Raw genomic sequence first — 22,923 nt, 5'->3', positions numbered from 1 at the left:
AGGGTAGACGTGATGACTAATACCAAGCCCCGCACAACGGGCAGCGCTAACGCTGTCCCACTCTCTTCCCAGATGAACGGTGACGCACACAAATCCGAAGGCACCGCCTTGAGCTGGATACTGGCACTGTTCGGCACCGCAATGGGTGCCGGCATCCTTTTTCTGCCGTTGCAGGCAGGTTCCTTTGGCTTTTGGCCACTCGCCTTCGCCACAGTGCTCATCTTTCCCTTGGTGTATTTCTCCCACCGCACCTACGCACGCATCGTTGCAGGCGCGCCTGTCCAGGATTACGGCATGGACATTCTGGAGCTGGTGCGCAAGTACCTAGGGCGCAACACTGGCCTCTTCGTGGCCCTGATGTATTCCCTAGCCAACGTACCCACGGTGTTCATCTATGCCATCTCGTTGACCAACGCCATCGATAGCTTTATTGTTAACCAGCTCCACGGTCCATCCATTAACCGCTGGGTGCTCTCCGTACTGTGCGTGGGTACTCTGACTGGTGTTTTCGCCTTCGGCCGCAAACCCATGCTATGGCTGGCGCAGGCTTTGGTCTATCCCCTCATCATTTCTCTTGCTGCTACCTCGATCTACCTCATTCCGCGCTGGGACTTCCAGTCCTTCGTGGAGGTGAAGTATGAAGACGGTAGCTGGCCATACGTCCTGCTTGGCGCCGTACTTATCCTGCCAGTTCTCGCCTTCTCCTTTTCGCACATGGCTGCGCTTTCCCAAATGTCGGTGGATATGCAGCCAACTTACGGAGAAGACACTGAAAAGCGGGTCTCCCGCATTGAGCTCTATACCGCCGCTTTGCTGGTCGTGTTCACTATGTTCTTCGTCTGGTCGTGCGTGCTCGCACTCGGCGCTGATGGCATGCGCGAAGCCTCGGAGCAAAACCTCCCGGTCCTGTCCTATTTCGCCAACGTGACCGGTGTGCATACCCTTGCCTTCTTGGCGCCACTGATTGTTATCTTCGCTGTCATTACGTCATACTTCGGCACCATGCTCGGCGCCGAAGAAGGCACCGCCTACATGGTTCGGCTCCTGTCGCCACGGACAGCCAACCGGCTCAACCGCCGCAGTCTGCTGACCATCGTCTACACCTTCATCTTCATTTCAGGCACAGTGGTCTCCGTCTTCGACCCACCCATCATCAACCTCATCTACTTGGTGGGTGGTGTATTCGATGCCATCCTTATCTTCCTCTTGCCGGTCTACATGTTCCACAAGGTCAAGGAATACAAGAAGTTCCGTGGCGATCCGTGGAACTACTTTGTATTCGCCCTAGGTTCCATCATCCTTGGAATCACCATCTGGGACCTGTTCTAGAGCACTCTCAGAATCCTGCATTGTTCTCCTCCCCGTGCGAAGTCTGAACGAGCACACCCCTAGCTCAATAGAACGCAAACACGTTCGAGCCAACCACAGAAGATGGAATGGGTGGCACGGGGAGGAACACTGCCAAGCACAGCACCATCCACCTCGGCACTGCCCGTCCCGGGAACCCTACTCAGTGTGCGCGAGCAGAGTGCCGGGGACGCGCCCACCACGGCACGACTCGAAGGCCACAAAAGCGCACATCTAGTTTTCAGCTTTCTGCCAGCAGTTTTACGCACCGGACCAAAATGCCACCGACCCCAGATTGAGTCAATCAAATTATGGGGCACGAACGGTCAAAGCACTGGCAGCCAGCTACTTAACGTTGCTAACTTCCTTGCAAGTGTAAAAATTATTTTTCTCGCTTTATTGAGGCGGGCGTTTCTGACTCCTAAGATTGTTCCAAGATTCAAGAAGTTACCCATTATTCTTTAAGTTTATTTAAGGACGGTATACAGGTGCACATCAAGGGACTGCGCGCGCTCGCGCCGCTGGCGGCTACAGCCGCGATGGCGAGCGCAACCTTCATCGCGCCCGTGGCACAGGCGGCTACCATTCCGCCTATGCCGCAGGCTTACCCCATCACGAACCTCTACAAGAGCTGCAGTGCGGCCGGCGAAGACAACGCCACGCCGGAGTGGCGCTTTGCTGAGACGGGACGCCGCTACATTAGCGACGGCACCCTGCAGTTTAAGAACACCACCAACCAGGAGGTGCCCTACACCGCCTCTGTGGAAACGGGCACCAACCACAAGATTGAGGCCAACTCCAAGGCCGCTATGCCCTCCGGATGGGACACCACGGCCAAGTCCGACATCGGACTGAAGCTGAGCAATGGTTGGCACGATAAAGAGACCTTTGGCCCCATCACGCTCAAGCCGGGCGAGTCTTTCCGCGTGGAGTATGGCGTGGTGGAAAAGGACTTCATCTCCATGTTCGTCGGTTGCAACGATGACCGCCTAGAGAACATGCCGGGCGCCAACGTCATCCGCGGCAGGGGCCCAGCTGAGCGCTATGCCTTTGCCTACATCATCAAGGCAGACGGTTCCATTTCGGACCTAGCCATGGAGATTCCCTCCCGCTCCCCTGGCGCGAACTCCAAGCCCATTGAGGGCAACTACACCTCCGTGTCCGGCCCGAGCCTGGAGAAGATTGCGGACCCAAAGAAGGACGAAATCATGCAGCCGTCTGAGGAGCTGCAGCGCGATCCGTCCTGGCCTAAGGAGGGCGAGACCTGCGAGGGCCGCGATAGCTCCTGGTACCCGCTGGACATCACCGCAGTCACCCCGACGTTCCGCAAGCCGGGCTACTCCACCGACTTCCTCAACTGGTCTAAGGGCGACTACGAGTACGCGCCGGTTACTGACTTCGTCGTGGGCGCGGAGCACGCACCGTACACCAACTGGCAGGGCAACCGGGGTGACATCCCGAAGGGCTGGCTGGAATCCGTCGGTGCGGTCAAGCGCGCCTACATGCCGGTGGGAACTGAGCTCGAGCACGTCGACCTCGCCCCGGGCGAGCGCGTCCGCGTGGAATACGGCACCACCATGACCCGCATCAACTACCGCGAGATCCACTGCGGCAAGGACGGAAAGTACAGCCTGACCTCCAACTACAAGCAGACCACCGCTCCCAGCGGCTTCTGGGCGGAGGCCACCATCACGAGCAAGGACGGCTCTACCCGTACCGAGGACGTCACCCCAGACGAGTACCGCGACCTTCCGGTTCCTACCCAGACCATCTACTAATCGCACCTCACCATCTCAAGGAGAAAGACCCACATGTTCAAGACCAAGATTGCTTCCACCACCGCTGCTCTGGCCGTTGCTTCCGGCCTCATCCTCGCTCCGGCTGCTAACGCGCTGCCGGCTCGCGACCTAGGCCCGGCCAACCCGACGACCATCGGTGAGCACTGCGCCAACCCGGGTGACACCGGCCAGACCGTGAACATCAAGCGCACCTACTTCGACGGTTCTGCTGGCTCCTGGACCGTGTCCAACTACAACGACGAGCCGCTTCCGGTTACTCGCTCCATCAAGGAAACCAAGACCAAGACCTGGAACGTTTCCGCCGGCGTTGACTTCAAGCTGCTGGATCTGATCAACTTCACCTTCTCCTCCAGCTACACGGACTCCCAGTCCTACGAGGTCGGCGAACAGGTCGGCCCGTACAACATCGCCCCGGGTAAGACCGCCGTGCTGCGTGCCGGCTGGGTTGTCTCCGACTTTGAGGGTCAGAAGACCATCTGCGGTTCCGATAACACCTGGCAGCCTAACGGCGAGACCTTCACCGCTACCCTGCCGAAGGAACGCCACATTGAGGTCTCCACGCGCGATAACAACGATTGGGGTTAAGGCGTGCTGAAGAAGTCCATCGCGAGCACCTGTGCCGCACTGAGCCTGCTGGCGGCCGCTCCTATTGCCCACGCCGCGGACTTCGGCGGGGACTTCGAGCTGCCCCAGCGCTGGAACGAGGACCACAAGCCGGGCACGCACTGCTCTACGCCCGGTGAGAACGGCACCTATGTCACCGCTACTCGCCGCTGGTTTAAGCAAACCGACGCCACGAGCGTGGCCAACCGCAACGACGAACCCGTACCGGTCAGCAACACCGTGACTCAGGCCCGCACGCAGACCATCGAAGTTTCTGGCTCCATCAAGGGCGTGGGCGAGCTGGCCAAGGTGCTGACCCAGACCTACGGTTTCACCTACGTCAACGAGCAGCACTGGAAGCTTAACCAGGAGGTCGGCCCCTATGAGCTGCCGGCCAACTCCCAGGGCAAGCTGGTGTGGGGCTTCACCATGCTCGACACGGACGGCCAGGACGTGCGCTGCAACTCCGACCAAGAATGGGATCCCGTGGGCAAGCCCTACTCCGCCACGGTTCCGGAGGCGCGCTACTCCGAGCTGCAGCTTGGCGACGCCCCCGTCTGGAACTAACCGAACTAGCTCACCTCCCTGAGCCCCACCACAGAGGGCACCCTCGCGCCGCTTTACGACGGCCGCGGGTGCCCTCTTTTTGGCGTTTTACGGCGTGATCAAACGGCAACGAGAGCCTTGCAGAACGGCAACGGAACTCTTGCAGAATGGCAACGCGGGCATTGCAGAATAGCAATGAGTTCTTTGCAGAACGGCAACGAGAGCCTTGCAGAAACGCAATATCGCAGGTAGGTTGAGTGTCATGACTGATTCTTTTCTACATAGAAACGCACAAGATCTGGCGGAGGAAATCCTGTCGGATACGCCTGTGCTGACTATTTCTGGCGCACGCCAGGTGGGAAAGAGCACCCTCGTTCATCAATTGCTCGAAGATAGAGAGCATCGGTTCTTTAATCTTGATGAGAGCGCTTCGCTGGCATCTGCACAAGAGGACCCAGATGGGTTTGTCAGGCAGTTCCCCGAGGGGACACTAGCCATTGATGAAATTCAACGCGCGCCCGAGCTCTTTCGTGCCATCAAAGGCGCACTAGAGGAAGATCGACGACCCGGGCGCTTTGTCCTCACTGGTTCCTCCAATCTCCTCAGTCTCACAGGAGCTGAAGAGTCTCTCGCTGGCCGTGCAGAAACAATTCGTCTTCACGGCCTTAGCGTGGGTGAACGCTTGGGCATCTACGATGACTTTGCTGGCCGAGTGTGGTCATTAGGGGATTCAGGGCTAAATCCCGCCTTTGCCCCTTCCCGGAGCGACTACTTTCAGCTCTTCTGCACGCCGAGTTTCCCAGGACTTAGAGATGCTAGCCGGCGGCGACAGCACCGCTGGTTCGACGCCTACATTGAACGAGTACTGTCGAAGGATGCTACTGAGCTCTACGGCATTCAATTCCCCGACCGCTTGAGCAATCTTCTCAACAAGTTGGCGGCACAAGGAACTGCCGAGCTTGTAGCGGCACACATTGGGCGCGCGCTCGATATTCCTCAACGCTCGGTCCCTACCTATGTAACTGCATTGAGTGATGCCTTCTTGCTCAACCAGTTGCCGTCCTGGGGAACCAATCTAGAGAAGCGGGCTATTTCTAAGCCCAAGGTCTTTCTTTCGGATACCGCACTTGCTACAAGCCTTGCAGGACTCGATCCAGAGGCTTTGGAGATGAATATCTCCAGCACGATTACTGGAGGTATCTGCGAAGCTTTCGTCGCCAACGAGCTCTTGAAGCAGAAGGCCTGGTCCTCGATTGACTATCGCCTCTTCCACTTTCGTACGTCCACTGGCAAAGAAGTGGACCTCGTATTGGAATCGCGTTCCCGGGACATTGTTGGCATCGAAGTCAAAGCTGCGATGTCGATTCAGCCGAAAGACTTTGCCGGACTGCGCTACCTTCAGCAGGTTGCAGGCTCCTCCTTCCGCGCAGGAATCGTCCTGTATACAGGCAAAGACGTCCTACCAATGGGCAAGAACCTATGGGCAATGCCCATTTCCACGCTGTGGCACGGCTAAACCAGCGACAATGGATATACTGCGCCCTATGTCCCACCGCATCTTTTCCGTGCCCTTCGCCGACATCTACCCGCACTACGTCAACAAAGTAGAGCGCAAAGGCAGGACTGTCAGCGAGCTCCACGAAGTTATCTCCTGGCTCACTGGCTATTCAGTTGAGGGCTTAGAGCGGGCGCGAGAGGAGAAGGTCACCCTCAAGGAATTCTTCGAACAGGCACCACATCTCAACCCGTCCCGCTCACTTATCACCGGGAGCATTTGCGGATACAAGGTGCAGGACATCGAGGACCCGCTGATGCAAAACATCCGATACATGGACAAGCTCGTTGACGAGCTCGCCAAAGGCAAGGCCATGGAGAAGATACTGCGCAGCTAAACTCTTCTCGCTGCGATATTCAGAGCCTCCGGACTTAAGCCACGAAAGGGTACGGCGGCGCGGTTTTCTCACGGAAGAAGTAACGCGCATGCGTGTGCCGGACGGATTCCAAGTTCTTAGCACCAATAGCAACGAGTTCAACATCGGGGTCATCGTTGATTTGATCGAGGTCATGACGGGCAAGGGTTGCCTCAGTCAAGGTTTCAAACTCGGTGACATTCAATGCACCCGTCGGTCGGTGATACTTGATGAGAAAAGCCGGCATTTTATTCGCTCCTTTCCGACTCATTGTCTGCCCGTCGCTTGTCAAGCTCACTAATGAGTCTATCCAACATCGTAGAAGTCTTTTGCCGCAATAAACGGGCTTCACGCAGCTCTACTGTTTCGACGATATGCTCGGCAAACGGAGGGGAAAGCACATCGAAATACCTCTCCACTTTATACACAACGTCTGAAAGCTCATGGAGTGAGCGGACCTGGGTATTGAATTGCCGCGGTACTTGCTCACCAAACTCCAAGTACCGAATGCCACGACCGTATAAGTCACCAGCCAGTTCGTAGAGGTTGGCCCAACGTGATTGGAGTGCTGTACGTAGTTGGAACTCGGCACGGCCTGCCGGAGAATAAATGTGCAGATGAATCGCCCGATACCCAGAGTGCGGCTTTTCTCTCATATCCTGAATTTTGACGCGAGCAGCGCCTTGCTCTTCAAGGTATTGGGCAAGTAATTCAGCGACTTTTGTTTGCTCCGAAAGCGAGACATCAAAGTCCATTCGCACTCCCGAAAAATCCTGGATGCTCTCCATGGGAAAGCTCGGCATTCTCCTTAGTTTCTCAACAAGCACTGGTCGGGTCTTAACCCTCGAGCCGATGAAGAAACGATTCGAATCCGGCTCCACAACGGCATTTGTCGAACGCTCCAGTGGCACGCCCGATTCGCCCAACGCTGACACGGCCAAGGACTCAAGATGGTCGCATAGGGCAGACTGTTGAACCAATATGAGCCGGTATAGCCCCTCATCGATCTCTTTCCCAGCGCGCAGCGCACTGCCTATTCGATGTATCTGCCCTTTACTAAAAGTTGTCGGCTTTTGTTCTAAGAACCTCATGGCTCCCCCTCGTGAGTTGTGCAGCGGTCCTCTTCTGTGAACTGCATCCTGTTCTGTAGACACCCTTGCGCCCCACAATGAACCGATTCCCCAACGCTTCAGATGTCTGCCTTACACACTAGAAAGAGGCTAAGACAAAAACTCATACACCCGCTCACTTGTTCGATTAAAACGATAGATAGCACACGAATACTGGCTATACAGGTAGGAAAGAATGGCGTATTGACCAATAGAAGCCTCCCATTTTTCAGCGCTCGGACGCGTCCCGCGATACAGTAAAGCCACTTCCCTACTTTCCCTATTGAAGGAGACTTCTATGAATTCGTGGCATCGCCGGTCCAGCCTTGGAATGGCAACAGTCATCGCCGCAGGCCTCGTAGCGGTTCCTACTGCGACAGCACAGGAGCTCAACGTGGAGTCCTCTCGGTGCTTGCGCGAAGAATGCTTCAGTGCTTTTAGCAGCAAGGCAGACGAGACCGAAGAGTACAAGCCATCTGAAGAAGATGAAGCCCGGGCTAAAGAGATGTGGCAGGACGCTGAAGACGCCCGCCTCAAGCTAGAAGAATTGAAGAATTCCGGCGCTTCAGCGGAAGAGATAAAAGCTGCCGAAGAGGAATACCGGCTCGCCTCCCAGGCGTGGGGCGAGTTCAGCATGGATATCAACGTCAAAGACGCGCTGCGCGACGAGCACGAGCGCGAGCTTGAACAGATTGATGCGAAGGAAAAGCGCCTCTCCTTGCTCGCAGCCGGTGGCGTCGTTGCTCTCGTCACCGCGGCGGTGGCTGGGCTTGTGAAGGCAGCAGAGTTTTTCCTCCCGCAGTTGAAGGCTGCACTTTCCCTGTAGCGAACAACCACGAAACTGCAGGTCATAATAGATGTCCGGGGTCTCTGTCATACTTGATTCATGACAGAGTTTGAGACCATGGCTAGTGCCTGGGCGAGTGGGATTGTGGGCGTCCTCGAGCGCGAGTTTCCCGCCGCCATGCACCATACGAGCGCGTCCGCCGATGATTGCCACGTGCGCCCGCGCGAGCTGCACCCGAGTTTCTATGGGTGTTTCGACTGGCATTCCAGTGTCCATATGCAGTATTCAGGGGTGCTTTTGGACGCAACTCTCGGCCCAGAGTCCCCGGCCGAACTTGCCGCGCTTCTCGACGAACGCCTCAGCCCCAACGCCCTCGCCGTGGAACATGAGTACCTCACGCAGCATCCGGGCTATGAAATGCCTTATGGGCGTGCCTGGCTGCTCCAATTGGCGTCGGTCCGACCCAGCGAAGCGATGGATAGGCTCGTTGAATTGACCGCGCAGCATTGCCAAAGCTGGCTTGTCTCGTTGAACCAACCGGTGCGCCACGGCATGCACTCCAATACCGCCTTCAACCTCTTCCTCATCCTCGAAGCAGCAGAGAAACTCCAGCTAAATTCCTTAGCAGCTTCAGTGCGCGAAGCTGCTGTTCGACTGTTCGGTAATGACCGTGACTACCCGCTCGAGTGGGAGCTTTCCGGGCACGACTTCTTATCCAACGGGTTATCAGAAGCGCTACTCATGTCCCGCGTGCTACCGGATTTCGACGAGTGGTTCGATGGCTTCCTTCCTCACCGCGCCGAAGCACTGGACTTTCTGACAAAGATCCCGGAGGTCCTCGACCCCACCGATGGCCGCCAAGCTCACCTCTACGGCCTAGCTCTGTCGAGGGTGTGGATGCTTGTTGAACTCGCCGAGCATTTCGATACTTCCGCCCTACCGCGCGCCCAAGCGCTGGCGGCTAGTGCGGAGCCTCAGCTTATCGACGGCGACTTCATGTCTACCCACTGGCTCATCACGTATGCGCTGCGTTATCAGCTTGCTACGAAGTAGTACCCTATTTCTTTAATCACCTCACTATCAGGAGCTTGCCCATGGATTCTCGCTACTCGGCGCGGCGCGACAACTACCGCCTGCCGGAAGAGGGGATCCGCATTGATATTCAGAAAGAACGCGCCCGCCGTCGCGACCGCTCTTCCCAAGCCCACGAGGGCTCTGCCACGGAGCGCGCACCCTACCGGCCGCGTCGGCGTCCCGACCACACGCGCATAGCTTCTTCCCCTGCTACCCCGACCACGCCGACCCCATCCCGGAGGTCCGCTTCCCTTTCGGCGTCCGCTCGGAAGGCGTCCAACCATGCGGTGCCGGACACGGCTAGGAGGGGAACTGGGGGGCGTCGACAAGCGCCGCGTCACCGCAAGCCCAGCAGTCGCCGCGGGATGGGGATGCTCCTTATTCTGGCGCTGGTTTTTATCGGTATCGTTGCCGCGCTCAACCTCAACCAGGAATCAGATGCACCGGCACCGCAGCCAACAGAGGTGGTGGCGGAGCCCGCCGCCGTCATCGAGCCCTCCCCCGCCGTGGAGATGTACATCCCAGCGATCGATGTGCGCGCCGAATTCGAGGAAGGCTCCTGCAGAGTCAAGGACAATAAGATCAACCCGGATTCGATGAATAAGGCCTGCACCTACACTGCGGACGATAAGCCTTACGCGCTTCCCGGCACGGATTCGCCGGACATCGTCGTCATTGCCGGGCACACCGGCGCGGGCGTGCCAGCAGTGTTCAATAATCTCTACGACGGCCGCGCTGATACACACAAGGCCTCCGTAGGCGACAAATTGTTCTTGCGCACACAGAACTCCGGCGAACAGTGGCTGGTGTATACCGCTACGGATCTGCACGCCCCTTCCAAGGAAGGCCTTGAGCAAGACGAAAGCATCTGGGGCGCCGATGCCAAGCCCGGCCGCCTGCTCACCATCAGTTGCATCCAGCCAGCTAATCCGCTGGCTTCTGCCGTACGCAATGCGGTTGTGGGCTGGCAGTTTGAAGGCGTAACCAACGCGCCGGAAGCTGCTCACTAGTCCTCTAATCCCCCCAGTGCGCGCAGCATTGTTATAGCCCCAACCAGGGGGATTTCCCTAAGCTTTAACTTTTGGCGAGAAGAGCAAGGCATCCATTCATCATGTTTCAGCTCATCGTTCCCAACTGAGCAGGCCATACGTCATGCCTTAAGCACGTCTAACCTCCCGAGAATGCACTCCTTGTTACCGGCAGAAACACTCCTTGAAGAAGGAAAACTTGCACAAGACTCGTGACAGATGTGAAAGTTGCGACTATTGTGACTGGAGTAAATTATTTTCCCTCTCACAGACCTCACAAAGGAGAATCCCGCTCATGAAGCGCATGACCCGCACACTGACCGCAGTGGCCCTTTCCGGAGCCCTCGCACTCGGCGGCACCGCCGTTGCTTCCGCACAAATTCCCGCACCGGCTGAGCTTGTAGTTGAAGGCACTACCTACTACAAGCAGGATGATGGCACCTATAAGTCTGCCACCGACGGCTCCCTGCTCGACTCCTCCAAGGTGGACGAAGCCTTGGCTGCTCTTCAGCCAGAAGGCAACGAGGAAGGTGCCCCATCCACCACCAAGTCCATGCTCCCCGAGGCTGACGGTGTGGAAGAGGATGAGGCCAACATCCCATCCACCACTAAGACCTTCCTTCCGGACGTTGATGCCTCCGATCGCGTCCCTGGTGACGAGCCGGCTGCGCCGTCCTCGGTTGACTACCCAATCGCTGACGAATCTGAGTCCGAGTCTGAGTTTGACACCACCAAGCTGGCATGGCTCGCCCTTCCGGCAGCCCTTGTTATCGGTGGCGTGACCTGGTACCTCGCAAAGGACGGCAAGACCTACGTTAAGACCGAAGAGGCTGCTCAGAAGGACGCTCCTTCCGCTGAGGAGAAGGCAGCTTCTGAGCAGATGCTCAAGGAGAACAAGGACGAGGTCATCGCCCAGGGCGGCAAGATTGCTGACAGCACCGCCGACAAGGCTCAGGGCCAGGCTGAATCCGCTGGCCAGTCGCAGTCCCGTGGTATCTCCGCCGAGACCGGTTCCAACACCGTTGCTCGCGGCCTCGCCGCACTGGCTATCGCAGTCATGATTGCTGCGGGCGCCTTCGTTGCTCGCCGAAAGCTCTTCATCTAAAACACTCACGTGTCCACGCCCGCGCTAAGCCGCGGGAGCACCGCATGCTATCGCCCCCCTTTATCGGAAGTGATGGCATGCGGTTTGTGTGTCTTTGATGACACCTCGGAGCTCAGAGCACAACAAGCCGCCGTTGAGCACACCATTCACATCCATATCCGCTAATCTAAAATCGTCTCGTTTTCCCTGCGTCTATCGCTGATTTTCCTAGGAGAAGAATATGAAGAAGACTTCGCTCACTCTCGCCACCACCGCTCTGTCTGGTTGCCTCGTCTTGGCCGGTACCACCATCGCTTCCGCCGATGAAGAGGCTACTCAGGAGAACGACACCAAGATCAATATCTGCTGGGCACCGGCCGCGGAGTTCACCACCACTGTCGACGAAAAAGAGCACACCTTTAAGCAGGAATCCTTCGGCCTGTGGCGCGCTGCTGACAACGAGGACCTGACGCTCAACCGCGCTGAGGTCATGGAGATTGCTAAGGCTGACACTCAGGCCTGCGGCGAACAGGATGAGGCTGCGGTGCAGATCCAGGAATCCATCATCAACAACCCGCCGACGTCCACCACCACGACGTCCACCACCACGACTTCGGAGACCTCGACGTCGGAGACCCCGGCCTCTGAAACTCCTTCCACGCCGTCCGAGACCCCATCTCAGAGTGAGACCCCGACTGCCGAGTCCAGCTCCTTTGATGAGTCACTGAGCTCCGAAGACGGTGAGCCGACCGATCTGGGTATTGCCGCCATCATCGCGGCTGTCCTCGGTGTTGTGGGTGCTATCGCCGCCGTCGCTCCGAGCGTGGCTAAGTCCCTGGGCATCAAGCTGCCGTTCTAACAGCTTCGAATTCTCCGTAAAGAGCGCTCCTCACCACAAATCGTGGAGGAGCGCTTTCATGTAGCACGACGTGAAACCTTCTACTTGAGAGTCACCTTGTAATACAGCGGCTTCGACTTCCACGTGAAGATCACATTATCAACACGCTCGGAGTAGCCACCGGTGGAGTTGGTGTACCACAGTGGGATTGCCGGAAGGTCCTTCATGAGTACCGCCTGGGCGTCATTGACACGCTCAACGCTCTCCTGGCCGCTGGATGCCGCAGCAGCCTTCTTCAGAAGCGAATCAAACTCGGGGTTGGAATAGTCGGCGTCGTTAGTCGCAGCGCCTGTGGCATACAGCGGCTCCAAGAAGCTCGACGGCGACGGATACACCGACTGCCAGCCGGTGCGGAAGGCGCCCTCGATCGTCTTGTTGGTGACCTCATCGCGCAGCGATTTGAAGTCCGGATACGGCGCTGGTTGTGCGTCAATGCCAAGAGTGTTCCGGATGAAGTTCACGACGGCATCAACCCACTCCTTGTGGCTGCCATCGGAGTTATACGCCACGGTGAACGGCCCCTCGAACGGCTTCAGCTCTTCCGCCTTGGCCCACAGCTCGCGAGCTTTGTCCGGGTTATAGGTCAGGACGTCGTTGCCGGGGATGTCCGTGGCGCCGTCGTTAAGCACAGGCGACGTGAAATCCACCGCCGGAGTGTTCGTCCCTTGGAAAATGGTCTTAGTAATCTCGTCGCGGTCAATGGCCATGGACAGTGCTTGTCGACGCAACGCCCCCGCCTCCCCGCTAAAGTTCTCATCCCCTGCGGGAATAGTGATGGACTGGAAGATAGCAGCAGGTTCATTCACTGCACGTTCGCCGAGATCCGTTTCAAAGTTGGCCATGGCCGAGGACGGAACCGAGTCCAAAACATCCAGATTCCCCGAGAGTAGATCCGCATATGCTGCGCTGGCATCGGCATAGAATACGAAGTTCAAACCATCATTCTGCGCCTTGCGGTCACCTTCATACTTCTCGTTGGGAACGAGGATCGCGTTTTGGTTATGGTTCCATTCTTGCAGCTTATAGGGGCCGCTTCCTACCGGGTTTTGGCCGTATGCATCGATGTCATCGAAGGCTGATTCGTGCATTGGGAAGAAAACGGAGTAGCCCAAGCGCGTTTCGAAATCCGCAGTGGGCTCATCGAGCTCAATGGTGAACGTCTTCTCATCGACAACCTTGAGCCCCTCCATGCTCGCTGAACCTTCTTTGTAGCCCTTTATGGGCTCGAAGAAATAGGCAGAGAGCATGCTGTTTTCTACCGCGTTGTTCCATGTGTCGACGTAGTCCTGGGCTCGCACCGGGGAGCCGTCGGAAAACACCGCGTCTTCCTTAAGTGTGACCTTGTAGGTCACATCATCGGTCTTCTCGATGCTTTCTGCTTGGTCATTGTGCACCTCGCCGTTCTCATCGAAGTACACGAGCCCTGAGTAGATGAGGTCGATGAGCGTTGCTCCCGGCACATCGCTGGTGTCCGCGGGGATGAGCGGCTTTTGGGGTTCGGTGGAGTTAGTACTGATGAAATCAACATCCGCCGCATCACCGGAACCGTCTCCTCCGCATGCAGTCAGGCCAGCCGCTGCGATAACGGCGACGAGGCTCGCGCCCACTCTTGTCCATTGCATGAGTTCTCCTTAGGGGGTTGCAGGTGTGTGAATTGTCTCATAATCACATCTCCATATGTCGCATTTCACCCACTAAACCCACTTCCGACGTCGGAGCCATTCGCACATTTCCTACATAAAGCCTGTCAACGCCCTCGGCGCCTTCCCCACACCATCTACCCGACCACACCACTATCATGCAGACATTTTTACTTTTTCGTAGCACCATAACCGCGCCGGCGAACATTATCGTGCACTGATAAGCCCTTGGTAGCTGCCGTGGAATACCCATATAACTGTTCACAGATTGGCCAATCCTTTGCCGACCTTCGTTAGCATGTGGGAAGTCGATTTCAGTACGCGGTTACGCCCACTGACGTCGGCATCGAATTTTCATACAACGTCCCCGAATTCCCTAGGAGAAGAAATATGAAGCGCATTTCCCGCAACCTCACCGCTGCCGCTCTGGCCAGCTCCCTGACCATGGCCGGCGTTGCAGCTGCCTCCGCCGAGGAGAACACCGAGCTCAACGGCAACGACCTCGTTAACGCCGTAGTGACGGCCGGCGAGAACAACGACAGCGCCAACGGCGAGGCTGAGGGCGAGAATGCTGGCACCACCGGCACCGACGATTCCGGCAAGACCGAGGGCGAGGCCGACGATGACAAGGATGACAAGATTGTCCCGATCTCCGCCCCTGCTGAGGACGGCGAGAACGGCGACGACGCTGGCAAGACCGAGGGCGAGGCCGGCGACGACGCTGGCGAAGGTAAGCAGTCGGGTGAAGGCGAGAAGCAGCCGGACGAGGGCAAGCAGCCAGGCAAGGACAAGAAGCCGGACGAGGGCAAGCAGCCGGACGAGGGCAAGCAGCCGGACGAGGGCAAGCAGCCAGGCAAGGACAAGAAGCCGGACGAGGGCAAGCAGCCAGGCAAGGACAAGAAGCCGGGCAAGGACAATGCTGACAAGAAGGAGAAGAGCTCCTTCGACGACTTTAAGTCCAAGCTGTCCTCCGAGGACGGCAAGCCGACCAATCTGGGTATCGCAGGCATCGTTATCGGTGTCCTTGGCGCAATCGCTGCTGCTGTTCCGGCCGCTGCCCAGGCTCTGAACATCAAGCTTCCATTCTAATTACTGAAGCTTGAGCGTCCTGAGGGACGTTGATAGGCGTAGGCACCCCCACCACCATCGCGTGGATTGGGGGTGCCTTTGTGTGTTCATGGGGAGTAGTCCCAAAAATCGCGGGTTTTTCGCCAATCACCAATCACCGGCGTGGGATCTGGGTTACACTCCGAAGCCAACCGATATCGGTTAACGGAAAGGCTCAATCCACCTTTCACGATCTTTTTTTCACCTACTACCTATCCTTGGAGTTTTTATGTCTACCTTCTCTCGCGGCCTGCTAGCCGCTACCTTGACTGGTTCCCTCGCCCTTTCCGGCACTGCTGTCGCTTCCGCCAATGACTGCGGCACCCCGTCCGCTGAGTTCACCGCCACCGTTGATGGCAAGGAGCACACCTTCAAGAAGGTCACCGAATTCCTGTGGCAGGCCACCGACGATGAAGACGTCACATTGAGCCGCGCCGACATCTTCCAGTTGGCTAACGAAGAGGAGGACGTATGCTCCTCCGAGCCTATCGACCTCGACGATTGGGGGACTGGCAACAACGACAGCGGTTCCGAAAGTGACGAGCGCGAGGACGACGACTCCGATTCCGAGGACGACAGCAACAATGATGCCGCCGACAAGGACGGTGATGACGCCGACAAGGACGGCAAGGATGACGCCGACAAGGACGGTGATGACGCCGACAAGGACGGCAAGGATGACGCCGACAAGGATGGCGACGACGCTGACTCCGGTAAGGATGGCGACGACGCTGACTCCGGCAAGGACAAGGACGACCAGAACAAGGACAAGAAGAGCTCCTTTAAGGACGCACTGTCCTCCGAGGATGGCAAGCCTTCCGGCCTGGGCATTGCCACCATCGTCATTAGTGTTCTTGGTGCACTGGCTGCGGCCGCCCCGCACGCTGCACGCGCACTCGGCATCAAGCTTCCGTTCTAAAGAGTAGCAGCTAACGCTTCCATGCCCGCTCCCACGCATCGTCGTGAGGAGCGGGCATTTTTCGCTCGCGACGCTGAACCGGTGGAGCGTATCAGGCTCAAGTCACATCGTTAGAGCCATATGGTTTGCTCTGGCGGAAACGAACCATCTGCACTGCTCTAGAAGGTCTGTTTCCCCAAAACAAACCCGATGAGTAATACCTTTTGACTTGAGCCAGAGGCGAAACCACCAGCAGACCACCAAGCAGCCCGGACGGCGCAGGTCACTCCCCCATCTTCACGCAAACGAGGGACACACTTCACAAACCTACGTGACGCGGGCTACACTAAACACCCTAAGATTGTTCAACAATTTGGGATTTAGGGAGAACCATGAGCGCGCTGCACATAGACCTCAACGCCGACCTCGGCGAGACCACCGCGGGCAACCCCGTCGCCGACGATGCGGCCATGCTCCAGCTGGTCTCTTCCGCCAACGTGGCCACCGGTTTCCACGCAGGTGACCCGCACTCCATCGCAGGAACGCTGAAAGCGGCCGCTGAGGCGGGTGTGACGGTTGGCGCGCACGTGGGCTACAACGATCCGGCTGCTTTCGGCCGTCGTTTCATCGATTACAACCCAGCTGAGCTGGCAGACGAGGTCACCTACCAAATCGGCGCCCTGCAGGCTTTGGCCCAGGCTAACGGCACGAAGGTCGCCTACGTTAAGCCACATGGCGCGATGTATAACGCCATCGTTCACCACGAAGCCCAAGCACAAGCGGTCATCGACGGCATTAAGGCATGTGGCGATCTGCCGGTTATGCTCCTGCCGGGCGGCGTGGCTGTCGAAATCGCAGAGAAGAAGGGACTTACCGTCATTCGCGAAGCCTTTGCGGACCGCAATTACAACCCCGATGGCACGCTCGTCTCGCGGCGAGAGGCGAATGCGGTGATGGGTGATGAGGGGGACGTCGTCAAGCGCGTGCTCGACGTCGCCGAAACCGGCTCCATCACGGCCATCGACGGCACCGTCCTCAACGTGGATGCGCAGTCGGTATGCACGCATGGAGATTCGCCCGGTGCGGTAGCACTTCTGCGCGGCGTCGTGGAGGAGCTGAAGGCGCGCGGCATTGAGATTCGGAGCGTTGTCTAATGCATATCCACCCTGTGGGAACCCGCGCGCTGCTCATTGAACTAGAGGATTTGTCCCAGGTCATGGCGTGGCATGCGGCGCTGGATGCCCATCCGCTCAAAGACCAAGTCGACGCCATCGCGGCAGCAACCACACTGCTATTGACGTTTGCCACCCCGAATTCTGCTGCAGCGGCCGCCGAGAGGTTGCAGGGTTTCCGCCCCACCGCGCATACGGGCGAGGATCCGCGCCTGGTGGAGATTGATGTGCTTTATGACGGCGACGATCTTGATGAGGCCGCCGAATTGATGGGCATGTCTCGTGAGGGTCTGATTGATTGGCACACGTCGACGGAGTGGCTCGCGGCGTTCGGCGGCTTCGCGCCTGGCTTTACATATTGCACGCCGGCGGACCCAGCGCAGAACTTCAACATCGAGCGCCGCGCTACTCCGCGCACCGCGGTTCCGGCCGGCGCGGTGGGCATTGCTGGTGGTTTCTCCGCGGTGTACCCGCGCGTCTCCCCTGGCGGCTGGCAGCTGCTGGGCACCACGACGACCCCCATGTGGGAGTCCGATGCCCAGCCACCCGCGCTCGTGCAGCCGGGTGACCGCGTGCGCTACCGCGCGGTGAGCTCGCTGCCGGATGTCGTGTCGACCACGCCTTTTGGTCGCCGTACCCCGGCGCGCTTGCCCCGAATGGAAGTCCTTGATGCTGGTTTGCTCACGCTGTTCCAGGACCAAGGCCGCCCGGGCCGCGGCAATCTGGGTGTCACGCCGTCCGGCGCAGCGGACCAGGCCGCCGCAGCCACGGCGAATGTGGCCGTGGGCAATCCGCGCGGGGCGACGGTGCTGGAGAACATCGGCGGCATTCGCCTCCGCGCGCTGACCGACGCCGTCATGTGCGTCACCGGCGCCCAGTCCCGCGTCCTGCTGGACGATATGCCAGTGGCCCTCGCCCGCCCGGTCCTCGTTACGGCAGGGTCCACGGTGACGGTGGAACCGGCCACGGTGGGCCTGCGCAATTACATCGCCATCCGCGGCGGCATTGTGGCGGATGCGGAGCTGGGCTCGGCGTCCACGGATGTCCTTTCCGGGCTGGGACCTCAGCCTGTGCGGCTTGGCGACGTCATCGGTGTCCTCCCCCGCTCCACCGCCATGACCGATGCGCAGCTGGCCAATCCGCTGCGTGTGGGTTCCGGTGCGCAGGGCCAAACTCAGGGCGTCCTGCGCTGCGTGCTGGGACCGCGCGATGACTGGTTCACGCCCGATAGCCTCAACGTTTTCGTGTCCACCGAGTGGACGGTGACCTCACAGTCCAACCGCGTGGGAGTGCGCCTGTTGGGCCCTTCGGATGACAGCGGCCTGCAGCGCTCCCGCGAAGGCGAACTGCCGTCGGAGGGCATGGTGGCCGGTTCCGTCCAGGTTCCGCCGAGTGGCGAGCCGGTTATTTTCCTCCGTGACCACGCCGTCACCGGTGGTTATCCGGTCATCGCTACCGTCCTCGAAGAAGATATTGATATTGCCGCACAGCTCCCGCCGGGGGCTACGGTCCGCTTTGAACTCGCTTAAACATCCAGAAGGTTAACCATGATTTCTGCAGTCCTTATTGCTAACCGCGGCGAGATCGCCGTCCGTATCGCCCGTACCGCCCGCGACCTGGGTATTCGTTCCATCGCCATCTACTCGGAGGCCGATGCCGGCGCCCTGCATACCCAGGTAGCCGACGAAGCCTATGCTCTGCCCGGCAACACCGCCGCAGATACCTACATGAACGTCCCAGCTCTCCTCGATATCGCTGTGCGCGCCGGTGCCGATGCCATCCACCCGGGCTACGGCTTCCTCTCAGAGAACGCTGACTTTGCCCGCACCGTGGCCGAGGCTGGCCTGACGTGGATTGGCCCATCGCCTGAGTCCATCGAGCTGCTCGGTGACAAAATTGCTGCGCGACGCGTGGCTGAGGAGGTCGGTGCCCCGCTGGCCCCAGGTACCTCCGATCCCATCGATGACTGGCAGGAAGCCCGCGCCTTCGCAGAGGAGCACGGCCTGCCCATCGCCATTAAGGCCGCCTACGGCGGTGGCGGCCGCGGTCTGAAGGTAGTTGAGAATCTCGAGGACATCGAGGCGGCCTTCAACTCCGCTGGCCGCGAGGCCAAGGAGGCCTTCGGCCGCGCCGAGTGCTACGTGGAGAAGTTCCTTACCCACCCACGCCACGTCGAGGCCCAGATTCTGGCCGATACGCACGGCAACGTCGCCGTGCTCGGCACCCGCGATTGCTCCACGCAACGCCGCTTCCAAAAGCTCATCGAGGAAGCCCCCGCACCCGCGCTGACCGACGACCAACGCCACGGCATCCACGAGGGTGCCCGCGCCATCTGCGCGAAGGTCGGCTACACCGGTGCCGGTACGGTCGAGTACATCGTCTCCGAGGACGGCACCATTTCCTTCCTCGAGGTCAATACCCGTGTCCAGGTGGAACACCCGGTAACCGAGATGGTCACCGGCGTGGACATTATTGCGGAGCAGTTCCGCATCGCTTCCGGCGAACCCCTCTCCTTCGCGTCTTCTTCCCTGTCTGATTCCTCATCTTCGTCCGATGCGAAAGCATCGGACCCTGTGTCCGAAGGCCACGCCTTCGAGTTCCGCATCAACGCCGAGGACATCCTCAACGGCTTTGCGCCGTGCCCAGGCACGGTCGTGCGCTTCGAGCCGCCGACGGGCCCCGGCATTCGTGTCGATTCGGGCGTGCGCTCCGGTTCTATCGTCCCGCCTTACTATGACTCGCTCGTCGCGAAGCTCCTGGTGTGGGGACCAACCCGCGAGATTGCATTGAACCGCGCCAAGCAGGCGTTGAAGGAGTTCGACATTGAAGGCGTGCGCACCGTGCTTCCGTTCCACCGCGACATGGTGGCCTCGCAGGTCCTCGTGGACCACGGAGATCCTGAGGCCACGGCCGGCATCTACACCGACTGGCTAGACCACAACTACCGCCCGTCTGCCGAGGCCACCAGCCACGTCGCGCCCGTCGAGGCCATCTACGCCAAGCGCACGAGAGTTGCCCTGGAAATCGACGGCAAGCTCGTCAGCGTGGGCTTCCCCTCCGACCTCTTGGCAGCAGGTACGCAGGGCGCGCAGGTATCGGGGGCGTCGGCAAGCGCAGGCTCCGGTGCTAGCACCGGAGGAAACGACGTGACCTGCCCCTACGAGGCCAACCTTGTGGCGTGGAACGTCGCCGAGGGCGAGAAGGTCGAGGAAGGCCAGGCCATCGCGACCATCGAGGCCATGAAGATGGAATCCGCCGTCAAGGCTCCGGCCGCGGGCACGGTCTCGCTCGTGGCCAAGGAAGGCGCGCGACTCGAGCCGGGCGCGGTAATCGCCACCATTAGCTAGGCGGCAGGCTACTGTAAGTCGCATGCTTGCAGATTCCGTCGCCGCCGCGCTGCGCGCCGCCATCTCCGAGGGCGAGTACATGCCCGGCCAGCAGCTCAACGAGGTCCGTGCGTCCGAGCGCTTCGACTGCTCCCGCAACACGCTGCGGGAGTCCTTCGCCATGCTGGCGGCGGAGCGCATCGTCGAGCGCATCCCGCACCGCGGCGTCTTCATCGCGACCCCGGATGAGGATTTCGTGCGCGACCTGTACCTCGCTCGTGCCGCCATCGAGCCTGCTGCGGCGCGCTACGGTACGTTCCCAGATCCAGGCGAGCTCGTTAGTCTCACGGAATCCGCCGTGCTTAGCGACGCTCCCCGCCCCCTCCTCAACCAGCGCTTCCACCAGCAGCTCGTCGCGGGCTTGGGCTCGCCGACACTGAACCGCACCATGTCCCACCTGCTCGCCCGCATGCGGCTGACTTTCTTGCTCACGCTGGAGCGCTACCCGCTAATTCACGATAATCACGTGCAGCCCAACATCGAGTTGGCGCACCTCATCGCGCAAGGCGAGCGCGACGCTGCGGCCGACGCCTGCCGCGCCGACCTCATGCGCGCGATGGACTCCATTCTTCGCGTTCTCTAGCCTCGTCGCAGGCCATATCAGCCGTCCCGTTGCTTCGCGTTGCGTCCCGTTGCGTCCCGCCGCTTGCCGTCGCACAGCATTTCCAAAAGGTCCCTTTACTCTGGTCCCTTTGCAGCGAAAAGGGACCATGTATTCCGGATTTTTGGCCTCCACGTGGTCCCTTTACAGCGACAAGGGACCAAACTAAGGGGACCAAACTGAAGGGAATCCCGCCTCATTTCCTCTCTCAAAGGAGACTGTTATGACCCCCAAAAAAGCGCACTCGGCAGTTTGCAGCGCTGCTGATTGCCTCTGCTCTGAGCGTTTCCGTATCTAACTCAGCCGTTGCTTCCGCAGAAGAATTCCAAGACCACGGCGCCAAGGGAGGCTTTGCTTCCGGTGTGATGGCCGAGCTACTCGGCGAGGCAGCACCCGCCTTCACAACCTACTGGGCATCTGCCGGCCGGAAAGTTCGCTACCCTGCAGGTGGCGGTACCTGGGAGTACGGATTCTGGAACGCTAAGGCGCGTTCTTATTTCACCGTGAATCGGTGCCATACTTCGACTGTGACCGTCAACGGCAGAACGCAACGAAGCATCAACACCCGCGGCGGCCAGAAGTCGATCGCCGAGCTTTGGGCAACGAATTTGCCGGGCACTAAGGACAGCTACTGAAGCGTCCTGGGTTTAGTTCCTACCTCAGCTAAGGAAGGATTGAACTATGCCTAGAAAGTATCCCGTCGAGTTCAAGGAGAAGGCTTTCTACCAGATCATCGATTTGGTTTGCTTGGAGTCTTGCTCACTGCAACGCTCCTACACGAAGGTCGGCGAGCTCCTTGGAGTATCTCACCACTCGTTGCGGGCTTGGTACCGTGACAGCGCTTCAGTACGCGATGACTCTGACGCTTCAGGCGGCGAAACAATGGAAGAAGAGCTTGGGGCGTCTGTGCCGCAAAACCGTGAGCTGAAACGAGCAAACGGGATTCTTAAGACAGCTTCGGCTTTTTCGCAGCGGAACTCGACCGACCCACGACCAAATGATCTCCTACATCGACGCGTATAAAGATCAGTTTGGGGCCCGTGGCCATCTGCCGAGTCCTTAAACAAGCAGATCGTGGATTCATTACTTCACGCGGCTACCGCAAAGCCACCACCCGTGTTCCCAGCGCAAGAGCCTTAAGCGATAGCCTGCTCATCCCAGAGATACAGCGTGTGCATGCGCAGAATTTCTCGGTCTACGGCATCCGCAAAATGTGGCACGCGATGAACCGTGAAGGCTTTCATATCGGCCGCGACAAGACTGCACGACTGATGAAACTCGCAGGCGTTTCTGGCCGCAGACGTGGGCGAACCCCAGTAACAACGATCAGCCCGAAGGCACCGGATCATCGCCCAGACCTTGTGCGCCGAAACTTCCGTGCGCAGGCACCAGGCAGGCTTTGGGTTGCCGACATTACCTTACGTTCGCACCCTGTCAGGATTCGCCTACACCGCGTTTGTCGTGGATGTCTTCAGCCGAAAAATTGTTGGTGTCGCTACACGCTCGACAATGCGCACCGACGCGCTGCCGATGGAGGCTTTGGAGCATGCGTTAACGACTGCAGGGCGAATCCATGGAAACCAGCTAATTCACCACAGCGATCGGGGCAGCCAGTACGTGTCACTGAAGTATTCCACCGCGCTAGCTGAGTCAGGAATCCGCCCGAGTGTGGGGAACAGTCGGCGATTCTTATGACAATGCTCTAGCCGAAACAGTCAACGGTTTCTACAAGGCGGAACTGATTCATGCCCAGGGTCCGTGGACGTCGGTCGGAGAAGTCGAATTGGCCACCTTGCGGTGGGTGCATTGGTGGAACACTAAGCGGGTTCATGAAGCTTTGGACTACGCCACCCCACAAGAAGTAGAAACCGAGTACTATCTCACCCAGCCCATCAACACAGGGCCGTAAAAGAAGCGGAACTAAACCCAGGACG

Annotated in this window: 21 protein-coding genes and 1 pseudogene; 19 read left to right on the top strand and 3 right to left on the bottom strand. The window is 58.9% G+C overall.

Translation table 11 applies throughout. The annotated features are described in order from the left end of the window. Positions 1-12: 12 nt before the first annotated feature. The 6 genes from I6J26_RS08955 (at position 13) to I6J26_RS08930 (ending at position 6,187) form a co-directional block, all read left to right on the top strand. Positions 13-1,329 (top strand): septum formation initiator, encoded by a 1,317-nt coding sequence (locus I6J26_RS08955; RefSeq protein WP_395858290.1) that lies wholly within the window; start codon positions 13-15, stop codon positions 1,327-1,329. Between the two features lie 557 nt (positions 1,330-1,886). After that, positions 1,887-3,125, top strand: coding sequence for a hypothetical protein (locus I6J26_RS08950; RefSeq protein WP_181815428.1), 1,239 nt, complete (start codon positions 1,887-1,889; stop codon positions 3,123-3,125). 33 nt (positions 3,126-3,158) lie between these two features. Beyond that, positions 3,159-3,731 (top strand): hypothetical protein, encoded by a 573-nt coding sequence (locus I6J26_RS08945; protein ID WP_070669715.1) that lies wholly within the window; start codon positions 3,159-3,161, stop codon positions 3,729-3,731. A gap of 3 nt (positions 3,732-3,734) precedes the next feature. Further along, positions 3,735-4,316 carry a hypothetical protein gene (locus I6J26_RS08940; protein WP_115021299.1) on the top strand — a complete coding sequence of 194 codons (582 nt, stop codon included), beginning with the start codon at positions 3,735-3,737 and terminating at the stop codon, positions 4,314-4,316. Between the two features lie 241 nt (positions 4,317-4,557). Then, entirely contained in the window at positions 4,558-5,811 is a 1,254-nt protein-coding gene (locus I6J26_RS08935; protein ID WP_115021298.1) for an ATP-binding protein, read from the top strand. Positions 5,812-5,839: 28 nt separating this feature from the next. Further along, positions 5,840-6,187, top strand: a complete 348-nt coding sequence (locus I6J26_RS08930; protein WP_115021297.1) for a DUF2200 domain-containing protein — start codon at positions 5,840-5,842, stop codon at positions 6,185-6,187. A gap of 34 nt (positions 6,188-6,221) precedes the next feature. Here the strand turns inward: I6J26_RS08930 and I6J26_RS08925 are convergent, their stop codons facing one another. Beyond that, complete coding sequence (locus tag I6J26_RS08925; RefSeq protein WP_039674063.1) at positions 6,222-6,452, bottom strand: hypothetical protein; 231 nt, start codon at positions 6,450-6,452, stop codon at positions 6,222-6,224. A 1-nt stretch (position 6,453) separates the two neighbouring features. Beyond that, positions 6,454-7,296: a hypothetical protein gene (locus I6J26_RS08920; RefSeq protein ID WP_115021296.1), complete on the bottom strand. Its 843-nt coding sequence runs from the start codon at positions 7,294-7,296 to the stop codon at positions 6,454-6,456. Positions 7,297-7,612: 316 nt separating this feature from the next. Between I6J26_RS08920 and I6J26_RS08915 the strand changes: the two genes are divergently transcribed. The 5 genes from I6J26_RS08915 to I6J26_RS08895 all read left to right on the top strand — a co-directional run bounded on the left by I6J26_RS08915 (position 7,613) and on the right by I6J26_RS08895 (position 12,146). Next, the gene (locus I6J26_RS08915) at positions 7,613-8,140 is read left to right on the top strand and encodes a hypothetical protein (RefSeq protein WP_115021295.1); all 528 of its coding nucleotides are present in this window, start codon (positions 7,613-7,615) and stop codon (positions 8,138-8,140) included. Positions 8,141-8,200: 60 nt separating this feature from the next. Further along, positions 8,201-9,154: a DUF2891 family protein gene (locus tag I6J26_RS08910; RefSeq protein ID WP_115021294.1), complete on the top strand. Its 954-nt coding sequence runs from the start codon at positions 8,201-8,203 to the stop codon at positions 9,152-9,154. 41 nt (positions 9,155-9,195) lie between these two features. Further along, entirely contained in the window at positions 9,196-10,185 is a 990-nt protein-coding gene (locus I6J26_RS12925; RefSeq protein WP_239121751.1) for a hypothetical protein, read from the top strand. A 313-nt stretch (positions 10,186-10,498) separates the two neighbouring features. Beyond that, a complete protein-coding gene (locus I6J26_RS08900) occupies positions 10,499-11,308 on the top strand; it encodes a hypothetical protein (RefSeq protein WP_115021292.1) in 810 nt (269 codons plus the stop codon). A 220-nt stretch (positions 11,309-11,528) separates the two neighbouring features. Further along, positions 11,529-12,146, top strand: a complete 618-nt coding sequence (locus I6J26_RS08895) for a hypothetical protein (RefSeq protein ID WP_115021291.1) — start codon at positions 11,529-11,531, stop codon at positions 12,144-12,146. Positions 12,147-12,226: 80 nt separating this feature from the next. On the opposite strand, the gene I6J26_RS08890 is transcribed toward I6J26_RS08895, so the two are convergent. Beyond that, positions 12,227-13,807 (bottom strand): peptide ABC transporter substrate-binding protein, encoded by a 1,581-nt coding sequence (locus tag I6J26_RS08890; protein ID WP_115021290.1) that lies wholly within the window; start codon positions 13,805-13,807, stop codon positions 12,227-12,229. A 408-nt stretch (positions 13,808-14,215) separates the two neighbouring features. Here I6J26_RS08890 and I6J26_RS08885 point away from each other — a divergent pair, with 408 nt between their 5' ends. The 8 genes and pseudogenes from I6J26_RS08885 (at position 14,216) to I6J26_RS08850 (ending at position 22,898) form a co-directional block, all read left to right on the top strand. Beyond that, positions 14,216-14,914, top strand: coding sequence for a hypothetical protein (locus I6J26_RS08885; protein ID WP_181815472.1), 699 nt, complete (start codon positions 14,216-14,218; stop codon positions 14,912-14,914). A gap of 247 nt (positions 14,915-15,161) precedes the next feature. After that, positions 15,162-15,851 carry a hypothetical protein gene (locus I6J26_RS08880; protein WP_115021289.1) on the top strand — a complete coding sequence of 230 codons (690 nt, stop codon included), beginning with the start codon at positions 15,162-15,164 and terminating at the stop codon, positions 15,849-15,851. 371 nt (positions 15,852-16,222) lie between these two features. After that, entirely contained in the window at positions 16,223-16,984 is a 762-nt protein-coding gene (locus I6J26_RS08875; RefSeq protein ID WP_115021288.1) for a LamB/YcsF family protein, read from the top strand. Further along, positions 16,984-18,531, top strand: a complete 1,548-nt coding sequence (locus I6J26_RS08870; RefSeq protein ID WP_115021287.1) for a 5-oxoprolinase/urea amidolyase family protein — start codon at positions 16,984-16,986, stop codon at positions 18,529-18,531. Before I6J26_RS08875 ends, I6J26_RS08870 begins: the two co-directional genes overlap by 1 nt. Before the next feature lie 18 nt (positions 18,532-18,549). Further along, a complete protein-coding gene (locus tag I6J26_RS08865; RefSeq protein ID WP_115021286.1) occupies positions 18,550-20,349 on the top strand; it encodes an acetyl/propionyl/methylcrotonyl-CoA carboxylase subunit alpha in 1,800 nt (599 codons plus the stop codon). A gap of 22 nt (positions 20,350-20,371) precedes the next feature. After that, on the top strand, positions 20,372-20,971 hold the full coding sequence (locus I6J26_RS08860) for a GntR family transcriptional regulator (protein WP_115021285.1): 600 nt from the start codon (positions 20,372-20,374) through the stop codon (positions 20,969-20,971). Positions 20,972-21,354: 383 nt separating this feature from the next. Next, the gene (locus tag I6J26_RS08855) at positions 21,355-21,624 is read left to right on the top strand and encodes a lactococcin 972 family bacteriocin (RefSeq protein ID WP_115021284.1); all 270 of its coding nucleotides are present in this window, start codon (positions 21,355-21,357) and stop codon (positions 21,622-21,624) included. Positions 21,625-21,670: 46 nt separating this feature from the next. Then, positions 21,671-22,898 (top strand): annotated as a pseudogene (locus I6J26_RS08850) (IS3 family transposase). Positions 22,899-22,923: the final 25 nt, after the last annotated feature.

This window comes from Corynebacterium minutissimum, from assembly GCF_016889765.1.
GTDB classification, from domain to species: domain Bacteria; phylum Actinomycetota; class Actinomycetes; order Mycobacteriales; family Mycobacteriaceae; genus Corynebacterium; species Corynebacterium minutissimum_B.
Note: the sequence above shows the minus strand (reverse complement) of the source record. Positions and strands in the feature narration are given on the sequence as shown.